Source organism: Pseudomonas tensinigenes (assembly GCF_014268445.2).
GTDB classification, from domain to species: domain Bacteria; phylum Pseudomonadota; class Gammaproteobacteria; order Pseudomonadales; family Pseudomonadaceae; genus Aquipseudomonas; species Aquipseudomonas tensinigenes.
In genome coordinates this window covers 6,072,431-6,094,427 of record NZ_CP077089.1, presented here as the reverse complement: position 1 = coordinate 6,094,427, position 21,997 = coordinate 6,072,431, and the positions used below count along the sequence as shown (strand labels likewise).

General features: G+C 60.9%; 18 protein-coding genes. 12 read left to right on the top strand and 6 right to left on the bottom strand.

Annotated features, from left to right (window positions below; translation table 11 throughout):
- The first annotated feature begins 5 nt into the window (after window positions 1-5).
- The 6 genes from thiL (at window position 6) to HU718_RS27020 (ending at window position 4,227) form a co-directional block, all read left to right on the top strand.
- Complete coding sequence (gene thiL, locus HU718_RS27045; RefSeq protein WP_095122153.1) at window positions 6-971, top strand: thiamine-phosphate kinase; 966 nt, start codon at window positions 6-8, stop codon at window positions 969-971.
- Window positions 968-1,471 carry a phosphatidylglycerophosphatase A family protein gene (locus tag HU718_RS27040; RefSeq protein WP_011336134.1) on the top strand — a complete coding sequence of 168 codons (504 nt, stop codon included), beginning with the start codon at window positions 968-970 and terminating at the stop codon, window positions 1,469-1,471. The genes thiL and HU718_RS27040 overlap by 4 nt, the downstream gene beginning before the upstream one ends.
- 36 nt (window positions 1,472-1,507) lie before the next feature.
- On the top strand, window positions 1,508-2,245 hold the full coding sequence (locus HU718_RS27035) for a substrate-binding periplasmic protein (protein ID WP_186614130.1): 738 nt from the start codon (window positions 1,508-1,510) through the stop codon (window positions 2,243-2,245).
- A gap of 148 nt (window positions 2,246-2,393) precedes the next feature.
- Complete coding sequence (gene ribA / locus HU718_RS27030) at window positions 2,394-3,011, top strand: GTP cyclohydrolase II (protein ID WP_016984117.1); 618 nt, start codon at window positions 2,394-2,396, stop codon at window positions 3,009-3,011.
- The gene (locus tag HU718_RS27025; RefSeq protein ID WP_186614128.1) at window positions 3,008-3,427 is read left to right on the top strand and encodes an MFS transporter; all 420 of its coding nucleotides are present in this window, start codon (window positions 3,008-3,010) and stop codon (window positions 3,425-3,427) included. The genes ribA and HU718_RS27025 overlap by 4 nt, the downstream gene beginning before the upstream one ends.
- Complete coding sequence (locus tag HU718_RS27020; RefSeq protein ID WP_186614126.1) at window positions 3,427-4,227, top strand: cobalamin-binding protein; 801 nt, start codon at window positions 3,427-3,429, stop codon at window positions 4,225-4,227. Before HU718_RS27025 ends, HU718_RS27020 begins: the two co-directional genes overlap by 1 nt.
- 138 nt (window positions 4,228-4,365) lie before the next feature.
- On the opposite strand, the gene HU718_RS27015 is transcribed toward HU718_RS27020, so the two are convergent.
- From HU718_RS27015 to HU718_RS27000, 4 genes are all read right to left on the bottom strand, one after another.
- Complete coding sequence (locus HU718_RS27015) at window positions 4,366-6,249, bottom strand: TonB-dependent receptor domain-containing protein (RefSeq protein ID WP_186614124.1); 1,884 nt, start codon at window positions 6,247-6,249, stop codon at window positions 4,366-4,368.
- A gap of 139 nt (window positions 6,250-6,388) precedes the next feature.
- Window positions 6,389-8,287, bottom strand: a complete 1,899-nt coding sequence (gene dxs, locus HU718_RS27010) for a 1-deoxy-D-xylulose-5-phosphate synthase (protein ID WP_186614122.1) — start codon at window positions 8,285-8,287, stop codon at window positions 6,389-6,391.
- A gap of 91 nt (window positions 8,288-8,378) precedes the next feature.
- Window positions 8,379-9,266 carry a (2E,6E)-farnesyl diphosphate synthase gene (ispA, locus tag HU718_RS27005; protein ID WP_186614120.1) on the bottom strand — a complete coding sequence of 296 codons (888 nt, stop codon included), beginning with the start codon at window positions 9,264-9,266 and terminating at the stop codon, window positions 8,379-8,381.
- A complete protein-coding gene (locus HU718_RS27000) occupies window positions 9,263-9,505 on the bottom strand; it encodes an exodeoxyribonuclease VII small subunit (RefSeq protein WP_003228627.1) in 243 nt (80 codons plus the stop codon). The genes ispA and HU718_RS27000 overlap by 4 nt, the downstream gene beginning before the upstream one ends.
- A 391-nt stretch (window positions 9,506-9,896) precedes the next feature.
- Between HU718_RS27000 and HU718_RS26995 the strand changes: the two genes are divergently transcribed.
- From HU718_RS26995 to HU718_RS26970, 6 genes are read left to right on the top strand one after another with little or no spacing between them, the layout of a single operon-like run.
- Complete coding sequence (locus HU718_RS26995; RefSeq protein WP_095122138.1) at window positions 9,897-10,688, top strand: YfaP family protein; 792 nt, start codon at window positions 9,897-9,899, stop codon at window positions 10,686-10,688.
- Window positions 10,689-10,722: 34 nt separating this feature from the next.
- Complete coding sequence (locus tag HU718_RS26990) at window positions 10,723-12,435, top strand: DUF2138 domain-containing protein (RefSeq protein ID WP_186614118.1); 1,713 nt, start codon at window positions 10,723-10,725, stop codon at window positions 12,433-12,435.
- On the top strand, window positions 12,432-13,070 hold the full coding sequence (locus HU718_RS26985; RefSeq protein WP_127929933.1) for a DUF1175 domain-containing protein: 639 nt from the start codon (window positions 12,432-12,434) through the stop codon (window positions 13,068-13,070). Before HU718_RS26990 ends, HU718_RS26985 begins: the two co-directional genes overlap by 4 nt.
- Complete coding sequence (locus HU718_RS26980; protein WP_186614116.1) at window positions 13,067-17,641, top strand: alpha-2-macroglobulin family protein; 4,575 nt, start codon at window positions 13,067-13,069, stop codon at window positions 17,639-17,641. Before HU718_RS26985 ends, HU718_RS26980 begins: the two co-directional genes overlap by 4 nt.
- 1 nt (window position 17,642) lies before the next feature.
- Window positions 17,643-19,262, top strand: coding sequence for a DUF2300 domain-containing protein (locus HU718_RS26975; protein ID WP_186614114.1), 1,620 nt, complete (start codon window positions 17,643-17,645; stop codon window positions 19,260-19,262).
- 3 nt (window positions 19,263-19,265) lie between these two features.
- Window positions 19,266-20,078: a YfaP family protein gene (locus tag HU718_RS26970; protein WP_186614112.1), complete on the top strand. Its 813-nt coding sequence runs from the start codon at window positions 19,266-19,268 to the stop codon at window positions 20,076-20,078.
- Window positions 20,079-20,483: 405 nt separating this feature from the next.
- On the opposite strand, the gene HU718_RS26965 is transcribed toward HU718_RS26970, so the two are convergent.
- Complete coding sequence (locus HU718_RS26965; RefSeq protein WP_102899876.1) at window positions 20,484-21,230, bottom strand: S24 family peptidase; 747 nt, start codon at window positions 21,228-21,230, stop codon at window positions 20,484-20,486.
- A 224-nt stretch (window positions 21,231-21,454) separates the two neighbouring features.
- Window positions 21,455-21,982 carry an inorganic diphosphatase gene (gene ppa, locus HU718_RS26960; protein ID WP_003205933.1) on the bottom strand — a complete coding sequence of 176 codons (528 nt, stop codon included), beginning with the start codon at window positions 21,980-21,982 and terminating at the stop codon, window positions 21,455-21,457.
- Window positions 21,983-21,997: the final 15 nt, after the last annotated feature.

Below are 21,997 nucleotides of genomic sequence, written 5' to 3'. Positions count from 1 at the left end.
CTTCAATGGGCGAGTTTGAGCTGATCCGCAATTTCTTCGCCGCCGCGCCCTGTGCGCAGGGCGGCGAAGGCGTTGCTCTGGGGATCGGCGACGACTGCGCCTTGCTCGCTGTTCCTTCCGGGGAACAGTTGGCGATCTCCACCGATACGCTGGTGGCCGGTGTGCATTTCGCCGACCCCTGCGATCCGTTTCTGCTCGGTCAGCGCTCGCTGGCCGTCGCGGTCAGCGATCTGGCCGCCATGGGCGCCACGCCCGTTGCCTTTACCCTTGCCCTGACTGTACCGACGGTGACCGCCGATTGGCTGCAAGCCTATGCCCACGGTTTGAACCGCATGGCGCAGAGCTGCGGCGTTGCGCTGGTCGGCGGCGATACCACGCGTGGGCCGTTGAGTCTGACGGTGACTGTGTTTGGTCGCGTGCCTACGGGTCAGGCATTGACTCGCAGTGGCGCGCAACCGGGCGACTTGCTCTGTGTCGGTGGTGAACTGGGCAATGCTGCCGGTGCCTTGCCGCTGGTGCTGGGGCAACGTGACGCCGAGCCAGAGGTCGCCCAACCGCTGCTCGATCATTACTGGTCGCCACAACCGCAACTTGCCCTCGGCCAGGCCCTGCGTGGCAAAGCCACGTCGGCGCTGGATATCTCCGATGGCCTGCTCGCCGACTGTGGCCACATCGCACTGGCATCGAAGGTGCAGCTTGAGATTGAACGCGAGCGCGTACCGCTGTCGGATGCATTAGTGGCGTTTCTCGGTCAGCGCGGCGCCGAGCGTGCAGCGCTGAGCGGTGGCGATGATTATGTGCTGGCGTTCACCCTGCCGTCCGTTGAGCTGCCGCCGCTGCTGGCCAATGGCTGGCCGATCCATGTGATCGGTCGTGTGGCGGAAGGTCAGGGCGTGATTCTGCTGGATCGCGAAGGGCACGACATCACCCCGCAAATCCGGGGCTATCAACATTTTCAGGAGACACCGTGACAGATCACCCGAAACAGGTTCCGGCCGAATTCGTTCCGCCGTCGGTCTGGCGCAATCCTTGGCATTTCCTCGCGTTCGGCTTTGGCTCCGGCACCCTGCCGAAAGCCCCGGGCACGTGGGGTTCGTTAGTTGCACTACCTTTTATCCCGTTGTGGCAGATGTTGCCCGACTGGGGTTACTGGCTGATGCTCGGGATCACCATGCTGTTCGGCTTCTGGCTGTGCGGCAAAGTCGCCGACGATCTGCGGGTACACGACCACGAAGGCATCGTCTGGGACGAAATGGTCGGGATGTGGATCACCCTGTGGCTGGTGCCGGAAGGCTGGTACTGGTTGCTCGCGGGTTTCCTCGTATTCCGTTTCTTCGACATTCTCAAGCCGTGGCCGATTCGCTGGATCGACCGACATGTGCATGGCGGCGTCGGCATCATGCTCGACGACGTACTGGCCGGTGTGTTCGCCTGGCTGGCGATGCAGGGTCTGGTGTGGGTTTTCGCCTGATTCCAAGGGATATCAGAGTCAAGTGAGGGACTAGGGATGGCTCGACGCTGGTTGGCGTTAATGGTTTTGGCTTTGCTGAGTACCGTGGCCGGTGCGCAGGAAGCTGCGCCGACGCCGACGGTCATCCATCTGGCCAGCGAAGACTGGGAAGACTACACCGCCGCCGATGGCCATGGCCTCGGTTGGGACGTGTTGCGCAAGGTGTTCGAACCGGCCGGGGTCAAGCTGGATATCCGCAGCGTGCCTTACACCCGTTCGGTCGGGCTGGTGCAGTTAAAGGAAGTCGACGCGCTGGTTGGCTCCTACCGCGACGAGGCCGAGCAGGTGCTGTATCCGCACTGGAACTTCGATTCCGACCACATCTATGCATTGGGGCTGGCGAGCAATCCATCGCCCACCGAGGCGACGCTGGGCAAGTATCGGTTGGCTTGGGTGCGCGGTTATCGCTACGAAAACTACCTGCCGAATATCAAGCGTTACAATCAGATCCAACGGCGTACCGGCATTTTGTCGATGCTCAAGCAGGGGCGGGCGGATTACTACATCGATGCGCTGACCGAGATTGAAGCGGTGGTCAAAACCGCAGCAGATCCGGCGCTGTATCGCTATTCACACTTGGCCGAGCTGCCGCTGTTTCTCGGGTTTGCCGACACGCCACAGGCGCGAGCGCTGATGGCGCTGTATGACCAGCGTATGGAGCAACTGGTGAAGAGCGGCGAGTTGAAGCCAATCTTCGAGAAGTGGCAGCAGCCGTATCCGTTCAACTCGAACTGATCACTTACCCCTGTGGGAGCGAGGCAACTCAGTTGTTATCAAACTTTTTGATCGTTATGCCCGATAATTCAGCCTAAGCGTCTGCAGGAACCTGCTGTTACAATGCCGGCCTGCGAATTTTCAGACTCTTTAGATCAGGAGCACACCGGTGCCTGTCGTCTTTGTCGCCGCTTCCAAGCTGCCAACGCCTTTTGCGCAATTCACCATGCACGGTTTTCTCGATGAAGCCACCGGCCGCGAGCACGTCGTGCTGAGCCTGGGTGAAATTGCCGACGGCGCCCCGGTTCTCGGCCGTTTGCACTCCGAATGCCTGACCGGCGACGCCTTGTTCAGCCAGCGCTGCGACTGCGGCTCGCAACTCGAAGGCGCCCTCAAAGCCATCGCCCGAGAAGGCCGAGGCGTGTTGCTCTACCTGCGTCAGGAAGGTCGCGGCATCGGTCTGCTGAACAAGATCCGTGCTTACGAACTGCAGGACGGCGGCGCTGACACCGTTGAAGCCAACGAGCGTCTGGGCTTTGCCGCCGACCAGCGCGACTACGCCATGTGCCTGCCGATGCTCGAGCATCTGGGCGTGAAGTCCCTGCGCCTGATGACCAATAACCCGCGCAAGGTCAAAGCCTTGACTGACATGGGCATCACCGTCGCCGAACGCGTGCCGCTGCACACCGGGCACAACCCGCACAACAAGCTCTACCTGGCGACCAAGGCCAGCAAGCTTGACCACATGATGGGCAACGAGCATCAGGGCGAGGTCGATCGCGCGTGACTCGCGGTCAGGTGCGGCGCCGATTGTCGGTCGATTGGTGGAAATACCTCGCGCTGGCGCTGGTGCCGTTGTTCGTGCTCAACGCGTTGTTTGGTCAGGGCAAAGGGATTCTGCCAGTACTGGCGATGCCGTTCTTTATTGCCGGCGTTGCATCGATGTTTGTCAGCCTGAAGTTTTTTGGCCGTTATAAACATGCGCTGATCGCCACGCAAAAAGCCCTCGATACCCCGGATGAACCTGAAGCGTGGATTGCCCTCGCATCCCGTCGTCGTGCGGCTTTTCTCGCGGCAGCCTTGCCGGCGTGGATTGGCGCACTGGCGGTGTTTGTCGGTCTTGAAGCCGTACCGTTGATGCTGCTGGCGTTGTCCACGGCAGTGCTGTTTTATCTATACCGTATCCCGCGTCAACTCGGCTGATGCGCCGTCTGTGGCTGGCGCTTCTGCTGCTGGCCGTCTCGGCTCCGGTGCTGGCGAGCCTGCGGGTGGTCAGCCTCGCGCCGTCCCTTTCTGAAATCGTCGTTGAACTGGATTCGGCTGATCTGTTGGTCGGTGTGCTGGATGCCGGAGAGCGGCCGGCGGCGATTGCCAGCGTTCCGTCAGTCGGTCGCTATGGCCAACTCGATATGGAACAGCTGCTGAGCCTCCAGCCTGATTTGTTGTTGCTGTGGCCCGGGAGTGTCGGCCCTGCGCAACGTGATCAATTGAAACGTCTGGGTATCCCGACCTTCGTCGCCGAACCGCATTCCCTCGAACAACTCACCACCCAGATAGAAGCCATTGCTGCGCAGTTGGGGCGGCCGGAGCGTGGGGTGAAGCGGGCGGGGGAGTTGCGCAAACAACTGGTTGAGCTGCGCCAGCGCTATCGCCGCGATGTGCCGTTGCGGGTTTTCTATCAGGTGTGGGACAAGCCGCTGTACACCGTCGGTGGCGGGCAGATCATCAGCGATGCGCTGGAAGTGTGCGGGGCGCGCAATGTGTTCGCTGACCTGAGTCTACCGGCGCCGCAGGTGAGTATCGAGGCGGTTTTGCAGCGTGATCCTGAGGTGATTCTGGCGGGGGATCAGGCGCAACTTGATGCGTGGAAGGCGTGGCCGCAGGTGGCAGCGGTGAAACAGGGGAAATTACTGTTGGTCACCGACAAAGGCCTCGAACGCCCAAGCGGCCAGATGATCAGCGCCACCGCCAAGCTCTGCCAATTGATCGCGCCGGCCCACTGAAACCGTGGTGACTTCTTCGCGAGCAGGCTCGCTCCCACATTGGTTCTCTGGCGGGCACAAAATGTGTGGTTGTGCTCAATCTACTGTGGGAGCGAGCCTGCTCGCGAAGAGGGCAGCCAAAGCACTGCAAAGCTCAGATCAAAGCTCTGGCGTCCAGGTGACGCCGAACATCCACACCCGACCTTCCTCGCGATAGCCGTACTGGCTGCCGTCATAGCTGTAGTTCGCCCGGCTGTAGCTCTTGTCGAAAATGTTATCGACCTTCAGATCCAGCTTGATCTCGCGATTCAGTGCCCAACTGCTGCGCAAGCCGAACAGCGCATAGCCACCCAGCGCCTGCGTATTGTCCTTGTCGTCATAACTGCTGCTGACCGCCTGCCAACTGGCACCGAGGCTGACCTGGTCAAACTGTCGATCGAGATCCCAACTCAACGTGCGCCGCGCACGCCGGGCCAAGGTGTGCCCGGTATCACGATCACGCGGATCGATGATCGAAACGCCAAGATTGCTCTGCCAGCCGAACACTTCCTGTTTCAGCGCTGCTTCAAAACCGTTGATCCGCGCCGACGCGACGTTCTCCGGGCGTGAATTGCTGCCGAAGATGATCGCGTCTTCCAGGTCGGTGCGATAAATCGACGCTTCCAGGCGGCTGCTGTCGCTCAACTGGCTGCGCCATTGCAGCTCGTAGCTTTTCGAGGTTTCCGGTTTCAGATCCGGGTTGCTGAAGTCCGGGTAGTACAGGTCGTTGAAGGTCGGCGCGCGGAAGCCTTCGCTGTAGCTCAGCAACAGATCGTTGTCCGGGTTCAGCGGCAAAGTGAACGTGCCGCTCCAGGTGTTCTGGCTACCGAATTGCTGGTTATCGTCATGGCGCAGACCCAGCTCCGTGGAGAAACTGTCGGCCTGATAACGATGCTGGATGAATGCGGCGCGGTTCCAGCGACTGTCTTCGTCGAATGCGGTGCTGCTGTTGACGCGGTCTTCGTACCAGTCGCCGCCGAGGATCAGGCTGTTGCGTGCGTCCAGTGTCAGGTCGTTCTGCCAGTTCACCGAGTCGCGGTAGGTGTTGAACACCGTGCGTTCGTCGCTGAGCTTGTCGAAGGTCTTCTCGCGGTTCTCGGTATGGCCGAACTCGACGCGGGTTTTCCAGATTTCGTTGACCCGGGCATCGACGTAACTGCTGACGCTGCTGACGTTGAAATCGCTGTAGGGCTGCTGCTGGACCGATTCGAATGTATTCATGTCGAAGCGGCCGAACGGGTTGTCAAACTCGCTCTTGCCACGGCTATCCAGCAGATTGGCACCGATTTCGATGTCATCGGTCAGCGCATGGCTGAGGCTCAGGCTGACGGATTTATTGCGGTAGGCATCGTGATCGCCATCGCTTGGGTACGACTCATGGGTACGGTCGATTCCGGCGGTCTCATCGAGGCTGGCGCCGAGATTGAAGCGGGTCTTGTCATCGCCTCCGGACAGGCCAAGGCTGCGCTCCCAGGTCTGATTGTTGCCGAACCCCAAGTGCATGCGGGGCTGCAAACCCTGCTCAGTGCCGCGTCGGGTGAAGATCTGAATCACCCCGCCAATCGCATCGCTGCCGTAAATCACCGAACGCGAACCGCGCAGTACTTCCACGCGCTCGATCTGTTCGATATTCAGATGCTGCAGGTTGCTGTCGCCGGACGTTGAACTGCCGATGCGCTGGCCATCGACCAGCACCAGACTCTGCGCCGACTGCGTGCCGCGAATGTAGATCCCCGGCAGGCTGCCGCGCCCGCCGGCCTGCGCCACTTGCACGCCAGGGACGCGGCGCAGCAGATCAGGCACGTCGCTCGGTTGCAGGCGGTCGATGTCTTCGCGGGTGAATACCGTGTTGGCGGCGCTGCTGTCGTTTCGGGCTTCGACCTGGCGGTTGGCTGAGATCAGCATGTCTGGCAGTTTCAGTGCTTGATCACGCTCGAAGGTATCGGCGAGCGCGTTCACGGATGGCAGCAGGAAGAAGGGCAGGGCGAGGCGCGAGAGTTTCATGGACGGTCCACTGGTGTTTCAGGTGTACACAAATCAAATGTGGGAGCGAGCCTGCTCGCGAATGCGGTGTATCAGTCAGTCCTGATTTGACTGACAGTCCGCATTCGCGAGCAGGCTCGCTCCCACAAGGGTATTGCGTTTATTTGTCGAGTAAGGCCAGACGCTCACGAATCGACGCTTCGATCCCGGCCTCATCCAGCCCGCACTCGGCCAGCATTTGCGCAGGCTTGGCGTGCTCAACGTAGATATCCGGCAAGCCCAGATGCAGCATCGACTTGAGGATGTTCTCCCGCGCGAGGAACTCGCTGACCGCGCCACCGGCGCCGCCCATGATCGCGTTCTCTTCGATGGTCACCAGCAATTCGTGGCTGTCGGCAATCTCGCGCACCAGCTTTTCGTCGAGCGGTTTGACGAAACGCATGTCGACCACGGTGGCATCGAGTTTTTCAGCGACTTTCAGCGCTTCGGACAGTTGCACACCGAACACCAGCAAGGCGACTTTGCTGCCCTGACGACGGACGATGCCCTTGCCGATTTCGATCGGCTCAAGGTCTTTCTCAATGGTCGCATTCGGACCATTGCCACGCGGGTAACGCACCGCCGCCGGGCCGTTGTAGAGGTGGCCGGTGGTGAGCATCTTGCGCAGTTCGTTTTCATCGCTCGGGGTCATGATGACCATGCCCGGGATGCAGCGCAGGTACGACAGATCGAAGCTGCCGGCGTGGGTCGGGCCGTCTTCGCCGACCAGACCGGCACGATCGATGGCGAACAACACATCGAGGTTTTGCACCGCGACGTCATGCACTAACTGGTCGTAACCGCGCTGGAGGAATGTCGAATAGATCGCCACCACCGGTTTCGCGCCTTCGCAGGCCATACCGGCGGCGAACGTCACCGCATGTTGCTCGGCAATCGCCACGTCGAAGTAGCGCAGCGGGAAGCGTTCGCTGAACGCCACCAGGTCCGAGCCTTCCTTCATCGCCGGGGTGATCCCGACCAGGCGTGGATCGGCAGCGGCCATGTCGCACAGCCACTCGCCGAACACTGCCGAATACTTCGGCCCGCTGGCCTTTTTCGGCACAGCGGCCGGGGCATCGAGTGGTTCGAGTTTGGTGATCGCGTGGTAACCAATCGGGTCGACTTCCGCCGGGGCGAAACCTTTGCCTTTCTTGGTGACGATGTGCAGGAACTGCGGGCCTTTGAGATCGCGCATGTTGCGCAGCGTGGCGATCAGCGTTGGCAAGTCGTGGCCGTCGATCGGGCCGATGTAGTTCCAGCCCAGCTCTTCGAACAGGGTGCCGGGGACCAGCATGCCCTTGGCGTATTCTTCGGTGCGACGAGCGATTTCCCAGGCGCCGGGCAGGCGCGACAGGACTTTCTTGCTGCCCTCACGCATGCTCGCGTAGGTGCGGCTGGAGAGGATCTTCGCCAGATAATTCGACAGACCGCCGACATTGCGCGAGATCGACATGTCGTTGTCGTTGAGGATCACCAGCATGTTGGCGTTCACTTCCGGCGCATGGTTCAGCGCCTCGAAGGCCATACCGGCGGTCAGCGCGCCGTCGCCGATCACCGCAATCGCCTTGCGATCACTGTCTTGCAGGCGGGCGGCAATGGCCATGCCCAGCGCTGCGCTGATCGAGGTGCTGGAGTGGCCGACGCCAAAAGTGTCGTACTCGCTCTCGGAGCGACGCGGGAAAGCGGCGATGCCGTCCTTCTGGCGCAGGGTGCCCATGCGCTCGCGGCGACCGGTGAGGATCTTGTGCGGATACGCCTGATGCCCGACGTCCCACAGCAGACGGTCGTCCGGCGTGTCGAAGACGTAATGCAACGCGATGGTCAGCTCGATCACGCCCAGGCCGGCACCGAAATGCCCACCGGTCTGACCGACCGTGTAGAGCAATTCCAGGCGCAACTCATCGGCCAGGGTTTCCAGCTCGGCTTCGCCTAACCGGCGCAGGCCGTCCGGCGTATTCGCGCGGTCGAGCAGGGGCGTGGTCGGGCGCTTGCGGGGAATCTCATGAAACGTCGTGGGCATCAGGCGAATCGTTATAGGTATAAAAGATGCGGCAGTTTACCTGATGCATCGCCCCCTGCCCACGCGTTGGTCTTTTTTGGCGGATACGCCGTCAGTTGCGCCGCTCGACGATGTACCGGGCCAGCTCGCGCAACGGCTCGGCGACCGCGTCAAACGGTCGCAGGGCGTGCAGGGCCTGATCGCGCAGTTCCAGCGCATAAGCCTTGGCAGCGTCGAGACCGAGCAGCGCCGGGTAGGTCGGTTTGTCGCGGGCGATGTCGGCGCCCTGGCGTTTACCCAGGGTTTCGGTATCGCTTTCGACGTCGAGGATGTCGTCCTGCACCTGGAAAGCGAGGCCAATGGCCTGTGCATAAGTCTGCAGGGCGCGCAGTTCATCCGGCTCGGCGCGGCCGCTGGCCAGAGCACCGAGTTTGACGCTGACTTCGATCAGTGCGCCGGTCTTGTGCCGGTGCATCTGTTCGAGGGCTTTCTGATCGAGTTTGAGGCCGACCGAACCGAGGTCGATGGCTTGACCGCCGACCATGCCTGCCGGGCCGGCGGCGTTAGCCAGCGCGGTGACCATTTGCAAGCGGATGTCACTGCTGCAATCGCTCAGGCGCGGGTCGAGCAGGGCGCTGAAGGCCAGACTCTGCAAACCGTCACCGGCGAGAATCGCGCAGGCTTCATCGAATTTTTTGTGAGTGGTCGGCTGGCCGCGACGCAGATCGTCGTCGTCCATCGCCGGCAAATCATCGTGAACCAGCGAATAAGCGTGGATCAGCTCGACCGCGCAAGCCGCACCGTTGGCTTGCTCAGCCTTGCCGCCGAGCGCTTCGCACGCAGCGTAAGCCAGCAGCGGGCGCACGCGTTTGCCGCCGTTCATCACGCTGTAGCGCATGGCTTCGTAAAGCCGCGCCAACTCCGGCAAAGGCGCGTTGAACAGGGTTTCCAGCGCTGCGTTAACCCGGGTCTGACTGGTCGCCGTGTACGCCGCGATCATTCTGGCTGTTCCGCGTCGAAGGGTTCCTCGGCGAGTTCGCCATCGCGCTCCAGCAGCACTTGCACCTTCTGCTCGGCCTGCGCCAGCGCTGCCTGGCAGTCACGGGTCAGACCGATGCCCTGCTCGAAAGCGGTCAGCGAGTCTTCCAGCGACAATTCACCGTTCTCCAGACGCTCGACCAGTGTTTGCAGGTCGGCGAGGGACTGTTCGAAATCCAGTGCAGCTTTTTTGCGGGCCATGGCGGCGATTTCCGGTTGACGTTAAACCGGCGCGACACTAGCAGATAGGGGGGGTATGGGCAAATGAGCAGGCTGCGGCTGACCCTTAATCCTGTGGCGAGGTAGCAAGCTCCGTCGCGACAGGATTTGTAGTGATTAAGGAGAGGTGAGGCTTATTCGGCTCATTTTGTGAGCCGAATAATTTTCCTATTCGGCTCACGCCTGTCGACTGTGCAAGTTTCCTACAGCAAAAGCACATGTATCCGATTGTTAAAAAACCGCCAAATGGCTAATCTTCGCGCCTTCTACGACCCCATAGTCACGGGTCTTTCAGACGAAACGCAGTTTTCACCGCTGTGAAGTACCGAGGATCGGGTGCAAGGTTTCGTTCAGGCATGGCAGGAGGCATCACATGCGTTCATTTCTTTGGCTGCTGATCGGCCTGGCCTGCGCACCCGCGCTGCTGGCGGCGCCGAGCGCTGAGTTGTCGGAACCGGTGGGCGGCTGGCGCTATCACGGCTTGCTTGATCGCACGGAAAACCCGCAAGTCGCCTACCCGACGCCGCCGATCGATCGCGGCATCCAGCGCAATCGCACGATGATCCAGGGCCAGCTCAAAGCCATCGGCCATATGCGCCCGCCGCACAGTCTCGCGGTGAACGGCAATCCACTGAATCTGTACACCGACGACCAGGGCCGTTTCGCCCGGCCGTACGCGTTCGGCGCGGGCTCCAACAGCGTCGAAGTGATCAGCGCCGAGGGCCAGTCGCTCAAGCGTGTGCAATTTTATGAAGCAAACAATTTGCGCACGCCGGCGCGTATTCGTCTTGTCTTGGGATGGGACGATCCGAAAGCCGAGCTCGATCTGCACATTGTCACGCCCGACGGTCAGCATGCGTTCTGGGCGCGTCCGGCGTTGAACAATGGCGGCGGTCTCGACCCGGATGGCGTCGATGGCCCCGGCCCGGAAATGTTCACCATGACCGCGCCGCTGCACGGCACCTACCTGGTTTACGTCAACTATTGGGGCAACTTCGGCAACGGCGGCTATAACTTCGAGGAGACCAGCAACCAGAACGAGGTGATCACCTCGCAAATCACGCTGGTGCTCAACGAAAACACTGTCGACGAAAAACGCGAAACGTTCATCGTGCCCCTGCGGGCGATCGGTGATCTGCTGCTGGTCAAGACTTTCAACTATTAAGCATCCCGTCACGGATGAAACTGGGTTTGTGAAGATGAGCGATAACACTGTTACTCCGGCTGCCGACACGCCAGCGGCCAAACCTTCGCGGCGCTGGCCCTTGCTGCTGGCCGGGTTGTGCCTGGTGGCCGGCGTGGCGGGTGGTTTTGGCTGGCTGCTGCTCAAGCCCAAGGCGCCGCCGGCGGAATTGGCCAGTGACAAGCTTGGCCTGAGCCGTCCGGATGCGTTGCTGGAAACCCGCTCGCTGAGCCAGTTGCCCAAGGACTTGCTGACCGTGCCGTTCCTCAAGGCCACGCTCACCGAGGATTTCGTCTTCTATTACGAGACTCATGCTGATCGCCTCGGCTTGATCGGCAGTCTGCGCCGGATCATCTACGAGCATGATCTGAAGTTGCAGGACAGCCTGATCGAGCAGCTTTTCGATCAACCGGCCGATGTTGCGCTGTGGCGTGGTGCCGATGGTCGCTTGAAGGATTTTCTGTTGGTGATGGATCGTGGTGGGCTGGCGAAACTGCTGGAGCCGCTGGCGAAAGTAGCGCTGGATGACACTCAGCTCAGCCAGATGGGCGAACTCAAGGTCGGCGGCGATAGCGTGCCGCTGTACCAATTGACCTATAACGCCAGCAAAGCCCTGTTGTTCGCCTCCCACGGCGACAAACTGGTGGTGCTGTCCAACCCGGCCAAGTATTACGACCCGGAAAGTGGCGTCTCCGAAGAGTCGGGCCACGTTTCGCCACAAGCGCTGGCGGCGCTGCTCAATGGCGAAAAACTGTTCCCTGAAGCCTTCGGCCTGCCGGCGAAAACTCCGGAAACCAAGCAACGCCTATCGGTCAACTCCAGCGTTCTCGCCATGGGCTATCAGCGCTTCATCCCGAACTTCGCCGGGCTGCGCTTCGACATGGACGACAAGGGCTGGCACAGCTACTTGGCCATGGACGAACTGGAAAACCAGCCCGACTTCGATTTCAAACCAGTCTGGCAAGCCATGCCACTCGGCGCCAGTGCCTGCGTAACCTTGCCGGTCGCCGCCGAACCGCAAAAACCACTGCTGGTAAAACTCGGCGCTGAAGAAGCCGTGGCGCAAACCCTCACCGAACATGTGGCCGGCGCGGCGGGCCTGTGCTGGTACGCCGATTCGCGGTTGTACACGCCGTTGCTGGTGGCCAGCCTGAAAGATGAAGACAGCAGTAAACTCGATGTCGACCTCGGCAAACTTTTTGGCTCGATGGTCGGCGCGTTCGAGGCCAACGTCGACGAAAACGTGTTCCCGGTGGTCGAGAAACAGGAAGGCCAGAGCCACGTCTGGCAGCGTCAGGTCAGTTCCAACTTCGGCCCGTATGCAGCGAAGACTGCCGAAAACCCGGACGCGATTTCCGGCAAGGCATTCATGAAAGTCAGTCTTGCCCGTCACGGCTCGACGCTGCTGTTTTCCCTCGACGACAAACTGGTCGACAAGGCGCTCGGCACCCTCGATAAGCGCTTCCCGCCAATGGCCGACGTTCTGCCGAAAGATGTGCTGATGCCGATCTATTTCGGCCCGGATTCGATGGCGCAACTGATGCAGCAGGAAACCCTCGACAGCCTGCCGCAGGACATGGAGCCGGTGTTCTACAACGCCGCGCAAACCTATCTGATCCCGAAACTGCGCACCCTCGGCGGCTACGGCAAATATGCCCTGACTTTGCCTGAAGGCAGCGAGCCTGACGGCCACTGGCAGTGGCTGCCGCTGGAGTGGAAAGCGCTGTGACGACACTGATCCGCAGCCTCGGCCTGCTTGCGCTGCTATTGAGTGCGGGTGCCCGAGCCGTTGAAACACCAGCTCTGGATCCGGCGCAATCCCAGGTGTTTCGCGCCTGGTTTGTGCGCATCGCCCAAGAGCAACTCAGCCAGGGCCCGAGCCCGCGCTGGTATCAGCAGGATTGTGCCGGGCTGGTACGTTTTGCCGCCAACGAAGCGCTGAAAGTCCACGACGACAAATGGCTGCGCAGCAATGGCCTGTCCAATCGCTACCTGCCGCCCGAGCTTTCGCTGAGCGATGAGCAACGCAAGCTTGCCCAGCAATGGCAGCAGGGCGGCGGCAAGGTCGGGCCGTACGTCAACGCGATCAAACTGATTCAGTTCAACAGCCATCTGGTCAGTCGCGACGTGTCGCAGGCGCGGCCCGGTGATCTGATGTTTTTCGATCAGGGCGACGACCAGCACCTGATGATCTGGATGGGCCGCTACATCGCCTATCACACCGGCACCACCACCCCGACTGACAACGGCATGCGTTCGGCAAGCCTGCAGCAACTCATGACATGGAAGGACACTCGATGGATACCCGACGCAGCCAACCCCAACTTCATCGGCGTCTATCGACTGAACTTTCTCTCCCAATGACCGGTGCCCGCATGTTGCGACTTTGCTCCCGAATTCCTTTGCTGCTGGCGTTGTTGCTGCCAGTGGCTACCGTCAGCGCCGAAGATTCGGTCGAGCCGAGCGGCTACACGCCGGTGTCCGGTGAAAGCTTCTTCCTGCTCGCCGACAGCAGTTTTGCTGCCGATGAACAGGCAATGGTGCGCCTCGAAGCGCCGGGCCGTGACTATCGCCGTTTTCGCATGGAACCGTACGGCGGCGCCGACATTCGCGTGTATCGCATCGACAAGCCGCTGGATTTCCTCAAACGCCAGAAAAACCTGCACCGCGTGGTCAGCGACGGTCAGTTCAAGGGCGAAGGCCTGTCCAACACCCTCGCGTACTTATGGGATAACTGGTACCGCAAATCCCGTCGGGTGATGCAGCGCGCGTTCTCCTACGAATCGCGTAAACAGGTCACCGAAGAAGTACCGGAACTGAAGATGGGCAACGCCATGGTCGCGCCTACTCCGTACGACGCGCAGCCGCAATTTGCGCTGATTCCGGGTCTGCCGGTGGTCAGCCAGTTCCGTTATCCGTTGTGGCAGGCCAAGCCGATTCAGCCGCCGGCCGGGGTCAATCTCGCAGGTTCTTCGAGCGACTTCGTCAGTGTCGCGCCGGGTAACGTTTATATCCCGTTGGGTAATCTGAAACCGGGTCTGTATCTGGTCGAAGCGCTGATCGGTAAATACCGCGCGACCACCATGGTTTTCGTCTCCAACACTGTGGCGGTGAGCAAGATTGCCGGCGATGAATTGCTGGTCTGGGCGGCGCGCAAACACGAAGGCAGTTCGGTGCCGAAGGTCAATGTGCTGTGGACGGATGGCCTCGGCGTGATGAGCAGTGGTGCCACTGATGCCGATGGCTTGCTGCGCCTGAAACACGTCAGTCCGGAGCGTTCGTTCGTCATCGGCGAGGACGAAGAGGGCGGTGTATTCGTCTCGGAAAACTTCTATTACGACAGCGAAATCTACGACACCAAACTGTATGCCTTCACCGATCGGCCGCTGTATCGCCCGGGCGATTGGGTGTCGTTGAAAATCGTTGGTCGCGAGTTCAAGAATGCGCGGGATTCGGTGTTGCCGGGTGCAGCGGATGTCACGGTCAGCGTGCTCGATGCCACCGGTACCGAGTTGCAACACCTCGACCTGAAACTCGATTCGAAGGCCGGTACTCAGGGCCGTTTCCAGTTGCCGGACAACGCGGTGGCGGGGGGTTACGAGATTCGTTTCAACTATAAGGAACAGGCCTACAGCAGCGCCTTCCGTGTGGCGGAATACATCAAACCGCACTTCGAAATCTCACTGAATCTGGCCAAGCAGGATTACCGCACCGGCGAACCGGTCAAAGGCAATCTGGTGTTGCTCTACCCGGACGGCAAACCGGTGGCCAACGCCAAGCTGAGCCTGAGCCTGCGTGCCCAGCAACTGTCGATGGTCGACAATGAGCTGCAATACCTCGGGCAATTCCCGGTGGAACTGACCAGCACCGAACTGACCACCGACAGCAAAGGTAACGCGACCCTCGACCTGCCGGCTGCCGACAAACCGAGCCGCTACATGCTCACCGTGTTCGCCAGCGATGGCGCGGCGTATCGGGTCAAGACCACCAAGGAAATCCTCATCGACCGTGGCGCGGCGAGTTTCCGTCTGAGCGCGCCGCAACGCTTCAGTGCAGTCGGCGATAAGGTTGCGTTCAGCTACGCCAACGAGGGCGGCACCGAGCAAAGCAAAGCGGTAATACCGAGCACTTATGGCTGGGTGCGTCTGGAAGACCAGAGCACGGGCGAAGGCAAACTTGCGGCGACGGATAAAGGCTTCAGTCTGGCTTTCGATCGTCCAGGTACCTACAACCTGACCCTGAAAGATCAACACGGTCGCGTACTCGGTGCCACCGGGCATTCGGTCACTGGTGACGGTGTGAAAGCGGTGCCGGGTACTGTGGAAATTGTCCTCGACAAGGCTGAGTACAAGGCCGGTGATGAAGCGCTGGCGCTGATCACTTTTCCTGAGCCGGTCAGCGATGCCTTGCTGTCGCTGGAGCGCGACAAGGTCGAAGCCACCGCGCTGCTGGCCAAGGGCGGCGACTGGTTGAAGCTGGAGAAACTCAGCGACACCCAATACCGCGCACGCATCCCGGTGAAGGACAACTTCGCGCCGAACCTGACCTTCTCCGTGCTCTACACCAAGGGCGGTCAGTACAGCTTCCAGAACGCCGGGATCAAAGTGGTCGCGCCGCAAATCGACGTGGCGATCAGCACTGACAAAGCGGTGTATCTGCCGGGCGATACGGTCACGGTTGACCTGACTACGCAGTTCGCCGGCAAAGCGGTGCCGGCGCATCTGACCGTCAGCGTCGTCGACGAAATGGTCTACGCGCTGCAACCGGAAGTCGCGCCGACCATCGACCAGTTCTTCTATCACCCGCGCCGTAACAACGTGCGCACCAGTGCGAGCCTGTCGTTCATCAGTTACGACGTCGCGCTGCCGGGTAGCCCCGGTGCGCCGGGCAAAGCCAATCGCAGCGAGCGTGGGGTGAAAGTGCTGGAGCGTCCGCGTCGTGAAGACGTCGACACCGCTGCGTGGCAACCGGAGTTGTTGACCGGTGCCGACGGCAAAACCCGCTTCACTTTCAAGATGCCGGACTCGCTGACCCGCTGGCGCATTACCGCCCGCGCCATCGCCGATGACGGTCAGGTCGGACAAAAGAAACAGTTCGTGCGTTCGGAAAAACCGCTGTACCTGAAGTGGAGCGGGCCGAGCAAATTCCGCAAGGGCGATCAGCCGCAACTCGGCGTGTTCGCGTTCAGTCAGGCCGAGAAACCGGTCAAGGCTGAACTGGTCACTCACTACGCTGGCATCGAACAACGCCTGCCGGTGACCCTGAACAACGGCATCAATTACCTGCCGCTGCCGGCGTTCACATTGGCTTCTGGCGAGTGGACGGCGGAGCTGGTGCAGGACGGCAAAACCGCCGACTCTCTGGCCGTGCGCCTGAGTGCGACCGGTGATGGCTGGCAAGTGACGCAGACGCAAAGCCTTGATGTCGCCAGCGGCGACACTGCGCTGAGTCTGCCAACCGATGCCACCGATATTCGTCTGCGTCTGGATGACAGTCCGCAAGCGTTGTTCCGCTCGGCACTCGATGATCTGCTGAGTTATCCGTACGGCGGCGTCGAGCAGACCGCCAGTCGTTTGCTGCCGCTGAGCATTGCTTATCCGTCGCTCGCGTCGAATCCGCAGATCCGTGATCGCTTGCGTCTGATCATGCAGAACAGCCGTCTGCGTCTGGTGCAAATGGCCGGGCCATCGGCGAGTTTCACCTGGTGGGGTTACGAGGGTGAGCCGGATGCGTTCCTTACTGCCTACGCCTATTACGCTGACTTTAACGCCAGCCAAGTGCTGGAACTGACCTTGCCGCCGGAGCACTGGCAGCGAGTGCTGGAGGTGTACGCCAAGCAAGCGCCGAACACGCCATTACTGCAACGGGCGCTGATTCTGTCGTTCGCCAAGCAGATGCATTTGCCGGTGAACACGCTGCTTAGCGGCTTGATGGACGATCTGGCCAAGGCCGGTGAAGGCAATGCAGAAACGCTGATGGACGATGGCGAAGACAGTCTGGTGATGAGCGATCCGGATTCGGCGCTCGGACTGGCGGCGGCGCGGGTGTTGACCGCCTCTTTGGCCACGCAGTCGAAAGTCGCCTTGCCGGACGCGTTCAATCGTCAGGTGGGCGCTGCACAACAGCTTCTTTCGGTCAGCTCGCAGCCGTTTGCCGAAGCGCTGAACCTGTCGTTGCAACCGTTTGATCAGGCGCGTGCGCAAGCGCTGTTGCAACGACTGTTGCCGCAGCAATCGACCCTCGAACGTGCGCTGGCGCTGACCTGGCTGCAACGCAGCATCGCCCAGGCTTCGCCGACCATTGCCCTGACACCGGGTGAAGGCTGGAAGAAAAACTACGGTGCAACCGGTGAGATGTACTGGACTTGGCAAGGCGCCACTCCGGTGCCGAGCGTGTTGACGGTGTCCGGTACGCAAGAGCGTCCGCTGCGCGCGGCGCTGAGCTTCCAGACTCAGCAGCCGGCGGCCGATCCGATGGCCGTGACCATCACCCGGCGCCTGTCGCGACTGGTGCCGGGCGATGAGGCGTTCACCTTCAAACTGGAGCCGGTCGGCAGCAAGCCGCTGTCCAGCGACAGCCTGTATCTGGACGAAGTGATCCTCACCAGCAAAGCGCCGAAACCACTGCGCTACGGCATGCTCGAAGTGCCGCTGCCACCGGGTGCCGATGTCGAACGCACGACGTGGGGCATCAAGTTGCAGGGCAAGGACGGCACCGAACCGGCTGCGCTGGAGAAGGCGCGCTTCGAACCGGGCCAACTGGCTTACGCCGTGCCGGTGGATGCGCTGAGTGGCGAGTTGCGCCTGCGCCATCTGGTGCGCTTCTCGCAGAAGGGCCAGTTCAACTTGCCGCCGGTGCGTTTCAAGCAGGTCTACGCACCGCAGCATCAGGCCCAGGAAGCGAAAGCCGCCCTCGGTCAGGTCACGGTCAACTGACATGAGCCGGCCGCTGCTGTGGCTGCTGATGTGTGTGATGCCTGCGCTGGCGACGGCGCAGGATGAGCCGTTGCGCGTGGCCTATAAGGGCGAGTTGTTGTCGTTGAGTCAGACGCAACTGATCAAGCGTGAACCGTTGCCGTCATCGCTGGATACGCCGCTGGGCAGTCTGTGGAAGTTGTTTGTCTACGCGTGGCTGGTGGACACCAGTGCGCGTGAGCCTGCGTATGAATGTCGCGGGCAGTCGAAGGAAGAGGTTTATTGCTGCTCGGCGGGTGGCAGGATCGAGCGTGATCAGGCGTTGGTGAAATCCTGCGGGTTGTATTTTGAGCCTGCGCGGTTGGGCATTTCTTCTGCCGAATGGCGCACGTATTGGCAGGCGCGGCGGGCGCCGTCGTGGTTGCTGGATTTGCCGTCGGTGCAACCGGCTCAACGGGTTTCCGTGGCTGATTTGCTGAAGGTCCTGGCCTCGCTACCGGCGCAGGATCAGGCGCGTCGAGTGCTACTCGACGTGGTGCTGAACGCGGCGGACGGCAATGTCGTTGGTGAACTGGGCGGGCGCTTGCGGGTGAAAACCTGGAGCTGGCTTGGCGATCAGGATCCGCAGTCGCGGCAGGGTGGGTTTGCTGGCTGGACGGCGGACGGCGCGCCGGTATGGGCGGGTGGGCGAGGCACCAGTCAGATGGTCTTGCGGCATTACGGCCAAGCATTGGCGACCGTGTTGCCGGCAGCCTGGCCGGCGGAGGCGGGGCGTTGTGTCGAAGTCAGCCTGTTTTCGAAGTACCCAGTTTCGAAGGTCTTAGCGGGTGATCGCCGCGTGACATCCGGCCCGTTGCAGGGCGACTACCGCGTCGAGTTCGCCAACGGCAACGCGCTGGATATCCACAGCGATGGCGAACTGTTTCTGCTCAACGACAAACTCGTCGCAAGGCTTGATCGCGAAGAGTACGTCGCCCGCGTGCTGGAGCGCGAAGCCAAACCCGAACCCGCCGAAGCGGCCAAAGCACTGGCCGTGGCAATCCGCACCTATCTGCTGCAAAACGCCACGCGCAACGGCGATTGCCTGAACATCGATGACAGCAGCAATCGCCAGCGTGTCGCCCCGCGTCCAGCCTCGGCCGAATCCCGCAACATCGCCGCATGGACGGCAGACCTCGTGCTGGCTGGTAGCACCGTCACCTATCACTCCGATCAACCCGGCCCGGACAAACTCGCCTGGCAACAAGCCGTCGAGCAAGCCAATGCCGGTCAACGCTACGACGCGATTTTGCTCCACGCCTACCCGCGTGCCAGCCTCAGCCGTTGGGACAATCCGGTCGCCTCCTGCGAAGCATTGCCCGCAGCCCAAGACTGGCTGCAGAAACAACGACGCGGCTGGCGCCCGAAACTGGAGAGCGAAACCGGCTACAACGAAGTCAGCACTTTCGCCGTGTGCAAACTGGCGTTCGGCAGGCCCTTCGTCGACCGCGAACGCCAACGTATCTACGTGCGCGGCGTGCTGACTCTGCAGGATCGCCTCGACCTGACCCACGAATATCTGCACCTGGCCTTTGAAGCACATCCCAACGGCCAGGATGAAACCTACATCGAAGGGCTCGCCCGTCATCTTTTGCTGGAATAGACCATGACACTCCGTTATCCACAGGTCTTGCTGCTGCTCTGCACCTTGACTGCGCTCTCGCCGGCCATCGCTGCCGACGGCGTCAAACTCGACACCCCAGTCGGCGGCTGGCGCAGCGGCGCACCTGAAGGCGAGGGCGAAAGCTTCCGCCAGACCGTTAACTACCCGGCCTCCTCGGTCAACACCCCGATTGGCCAGGCCAATACCGCACGCATCAGCGGCGAGATCAAAGCGGCGCGGAAGGACAACGAACCCGGCCGCCTGATCGTCAATGGCGTGAGCATGCCGCTGAAAATCGACGACAGCGGCCGCTTCGACCGCCCGTTCTCGTTCCCCAACGGCAGTAACAGCGTCGAAGTGCGCAGCCCTGACGGCCAACAACGCCACCGCACGCAATTCCTCAACACCAGCGGCGGCGCCACCCCGGCCAAACTGCGCGTACTGCTGGCGTGGGACAGCGACGGCACCGACCTCGACCTGCACCTCGTCACCCCCGACGGCGCGCACATCTGGTACGGCAACCGCAGCGCCGCCAACGGCGCCGCGCTCGACGTCGACGTCACCACCGGCTACGGCCCGGAAATCTTCGCCATGCCTGCTCCGATCAAGGGCCAGTATCTGGTGTATGTGAATTACTACGGCGGTGGGTATCGCGGGGATGATGAGGGCGGCGATGAAGCGGTGCAGGCGCTGACCACAGCGCAGGTGACGGTGATTACTGAAGAAGGGACGCCGAGCGAGAAGATGGAGACGTTTTTGATCCCGATGCGCGCGGTGGGGGAACTGACGTTGGTGAAGTCGTTCAGTTATCCGTGAGGGGGCGAGATGTTCCTGCACAGATGAGTGGGTCAGCAGAACTCGGACTATCCGCTATTTCTTTCAGGCATTAAAAAGCCGGCTTGTGGCCGGCTTCTCGGGGACCGGCTTGGCCTATTTTTGGTAAGCCTTGCCAGCCTTCAAAACGTACATCCGGATCTGCGTCCGGCTGTGGGACTTGGTCAGACGTTGGTCTGCCGCGTCGGGCGCTGTCTGGGCCGCAGGGCGGGTCGATGCGCAAATGTGGGGCGCAGGATACTGAGTTTTGCTTGGGATTCCCAGTCTGAAGTGCGGTTTAGAGCGACTTCTGCGTCAGAAATCCGGGATTTGTACCGAATGTCCGGGCCTCTTCGCGAGCAGGCTCGCTCCCACAGGGTTCAGTGCAAACTCGAAAACCGCATCAAGTCAGAGAAACGGCACCACCGGCCGGCGCTTGCTTACCGTCGACCACCAGAACACCCAGCCCAATATATGAATCCGTTGCTCCTCGATCTGTGCCGGGCGAAACACTTCGTCCGGGTATTCGGCGCTGTTGTGGCTGCGCAGGCGCAGGCCGTTGCCAGGCATACGGTGCAGGTATTTGATGCGCAGCATGCCGTCGTGTTCGATGGCATAGATCTCGCCGTCCACCACTTGAGTCAGGCCGCGATCGATGGCGACGATGGAGCCGTCTTCGATGCGTTCGGCCATGCTGTTGCCGATCATGTGCGCACAGATAGCATCGGCGGGGCGGATTTCCAGTTGATCAAGGGGCGCGCGCAGCAGCCGGATGGAGAGATCCTGATCCTGAATGACGTGGGTTTTGTCGGAGCCGTTGCTCAGTGGTGTTTCTTTGAAGAAGGCCAGTTCGATGTCGTTGGGATGGATGAATCGATAGGCGCCTTGGGGGTCGTGGGCATCAAAGCTGTCGCCATTGCTGGCAGGCTGATTCAGGCTCGGCGCTTCTTTTATGCCTTCGCCGGTTTTCAGCCATTCGCTGTTGACGGACAGCAGGCGTGAGACTTCTTCCATGCGATACGCCGGGACGCCCCGGGTGTACCAGTTGTGGACATTTTGGGCTTCCGTGCCCCAGAACTTTGCGAAACCCGTCGTGGAGATGTTCGCTGCTTCCAGGAGTGCCTTGAATCTTGGACCGCTAGTGTTCTTTCTCATAAACACGGAGTCTACGGCCGTGCCAGAGCGGTTTGAATAAACCGGGCGTTCAAAAACGGACTGAATTTTGCGACGGGATGTAAGACGTTCTTGTGGGAAATTACACAAGATAAAACTTTTCTGTAGTCCGTCATAAACACTATGTTTAAGGCGGCTTTTCCCCGAGCACAAAAAACCCCGGATCAACCGGGGTTTTCTTCAAGCATCACGCGTAGCGCAGGTGCTTAGCCTTTGTAGGCGGCAACCGACTTGGTGATCGCTTCGCGGGCGGCGTCAGCACCGGCCCAGCCTTCGATCTTGACCCATTTGCCTTTTTCGAGATCTTTGTAGTTCGCGAAGAAGTGCTCGATCTGCTGGATCAGCAGTGGCGGCAGGTCGGTGTATTCCTTCACATCGACGTACAGCTGGGACAGCTTGTCGTGTGGTACCGCGATAACTTTGGCATCGCCGCCGCCGTCGTCGGTCATGTTCAGGATGCCGACTGGACGCGCGCGGATCACCGAGCCTGGAGCAACCGGGTAAGGGGTCACAACCAGCACGTCGAGGGGATCACCGTCGTCAGCCAGGGTGTTCGGGATGTAACCGTAGTTGGCCGGGTAGAACATTGGGGTGGCCATGAAACGGTCAACGAACAGGCAATCGCTGTCTTTGTCGATTTCGTATTTGATCGGCGCGTGGTTGGCCGGGATCTCGATCGCGACGTAGATGTCGTTCGGCAGGTCTTTGCCAGCCGGAATCTTGCTGTAGCTCATTGGGCGTTGCCCCCG

Coding starts and splice junctions, on each gene's coding strand:
- HU718_RS27000 (WP_003228627.1), bottom strand. CDS start 9,505: ATGGCCCGCAAAAAAGCTGCACTGGATTTCGAACAGTCCCTCGCCGAC.
- HU718_RS26965 (WP_102899876.1), bottom strand. CDS start 21,230: ATGAGAAAGAACACTAGCGGTCCAAGATTCAAGGCACTCCTGGAAGCA.
- ispA (WP_186614120.1), bottom strand. CDS start 9,266: ATGATCGCGGCGTACACGGCGACCAGTCAGACCCGGGTTAACGCAGCG.
- HU718_RS27035 (WP_186614130.1), top strand. CDS start 1,508: ATGGCTCGACGCTGGTTGGCGTTAATGGTTTTGGCTTTGCTGAGTACC.
- dxs (WP_186614122.1), bottom strand. CDS start 8,287: ATGCCCACGACGTTTCATGAGATTCCCCGCAAGCGCCCGACCACGCCC.
- ppa (WP_003205933.1), bottom strand. CDS start 21,982: ATGAGCTACAGCAAGATTCCGGCTGGCAAAGACCTGCCGAACGACATC.
- HU718_RS26975 (WP_186614114.1), top strand. CDS start 17,643: ATGAGCCGGCCGCTGCTGTGGCTGCTGATGTGTGTGATGCCTGCGCTG.
- HU718_RS26995 (WP_095122138.1), top strand. CDS start 9,897: ATGCGTTCATTTCTTTGGCTGCTGATCGGCCTGGCCTGCGCACCCGCG.
- thiL (WP_095122153.1), top strand. CDS start 6: ATGGGCGAGTTTGAGCTGATCCGCAATTTCTTCGCCGCCGCGCCCTGT.
- HU718_RS26980 (WP_186614116.1), top strand. CDS start 13,067: ATGACCGGTGCCCGCATGTTGCGACTTTGCTCCCGAATTCCTTTGCTG.
- HU718_RS27015 (WP_186614124.1), bottom strand. CDS start 6,249: ATGAAACTCTCGCGCCTCGCCCTGCCCTTCTTCCTGCTGCCATCCGTG.
- HU718_RS26990 (WP_186614118.1), top strand. CDS start 10,723: ATGAGCGATAACACTGTTACTCCGGCTGCCGACACGCCAGCGGCCAAA.
- HU718_RS27020 (WP_186614126.1), top strand. CDS start 3,427: ATGCGCCGTCTGTGGCTGGCGCTTCTGCTGCTGGCCGTCTCGGCTCCG.
- HU718_RS26970 (WP_186614112.1), top strand. CDS start 19,266: ATGACACTCCGTTATCCACAGGTCTTGCTGCTGCTCTGCACCTTGACT.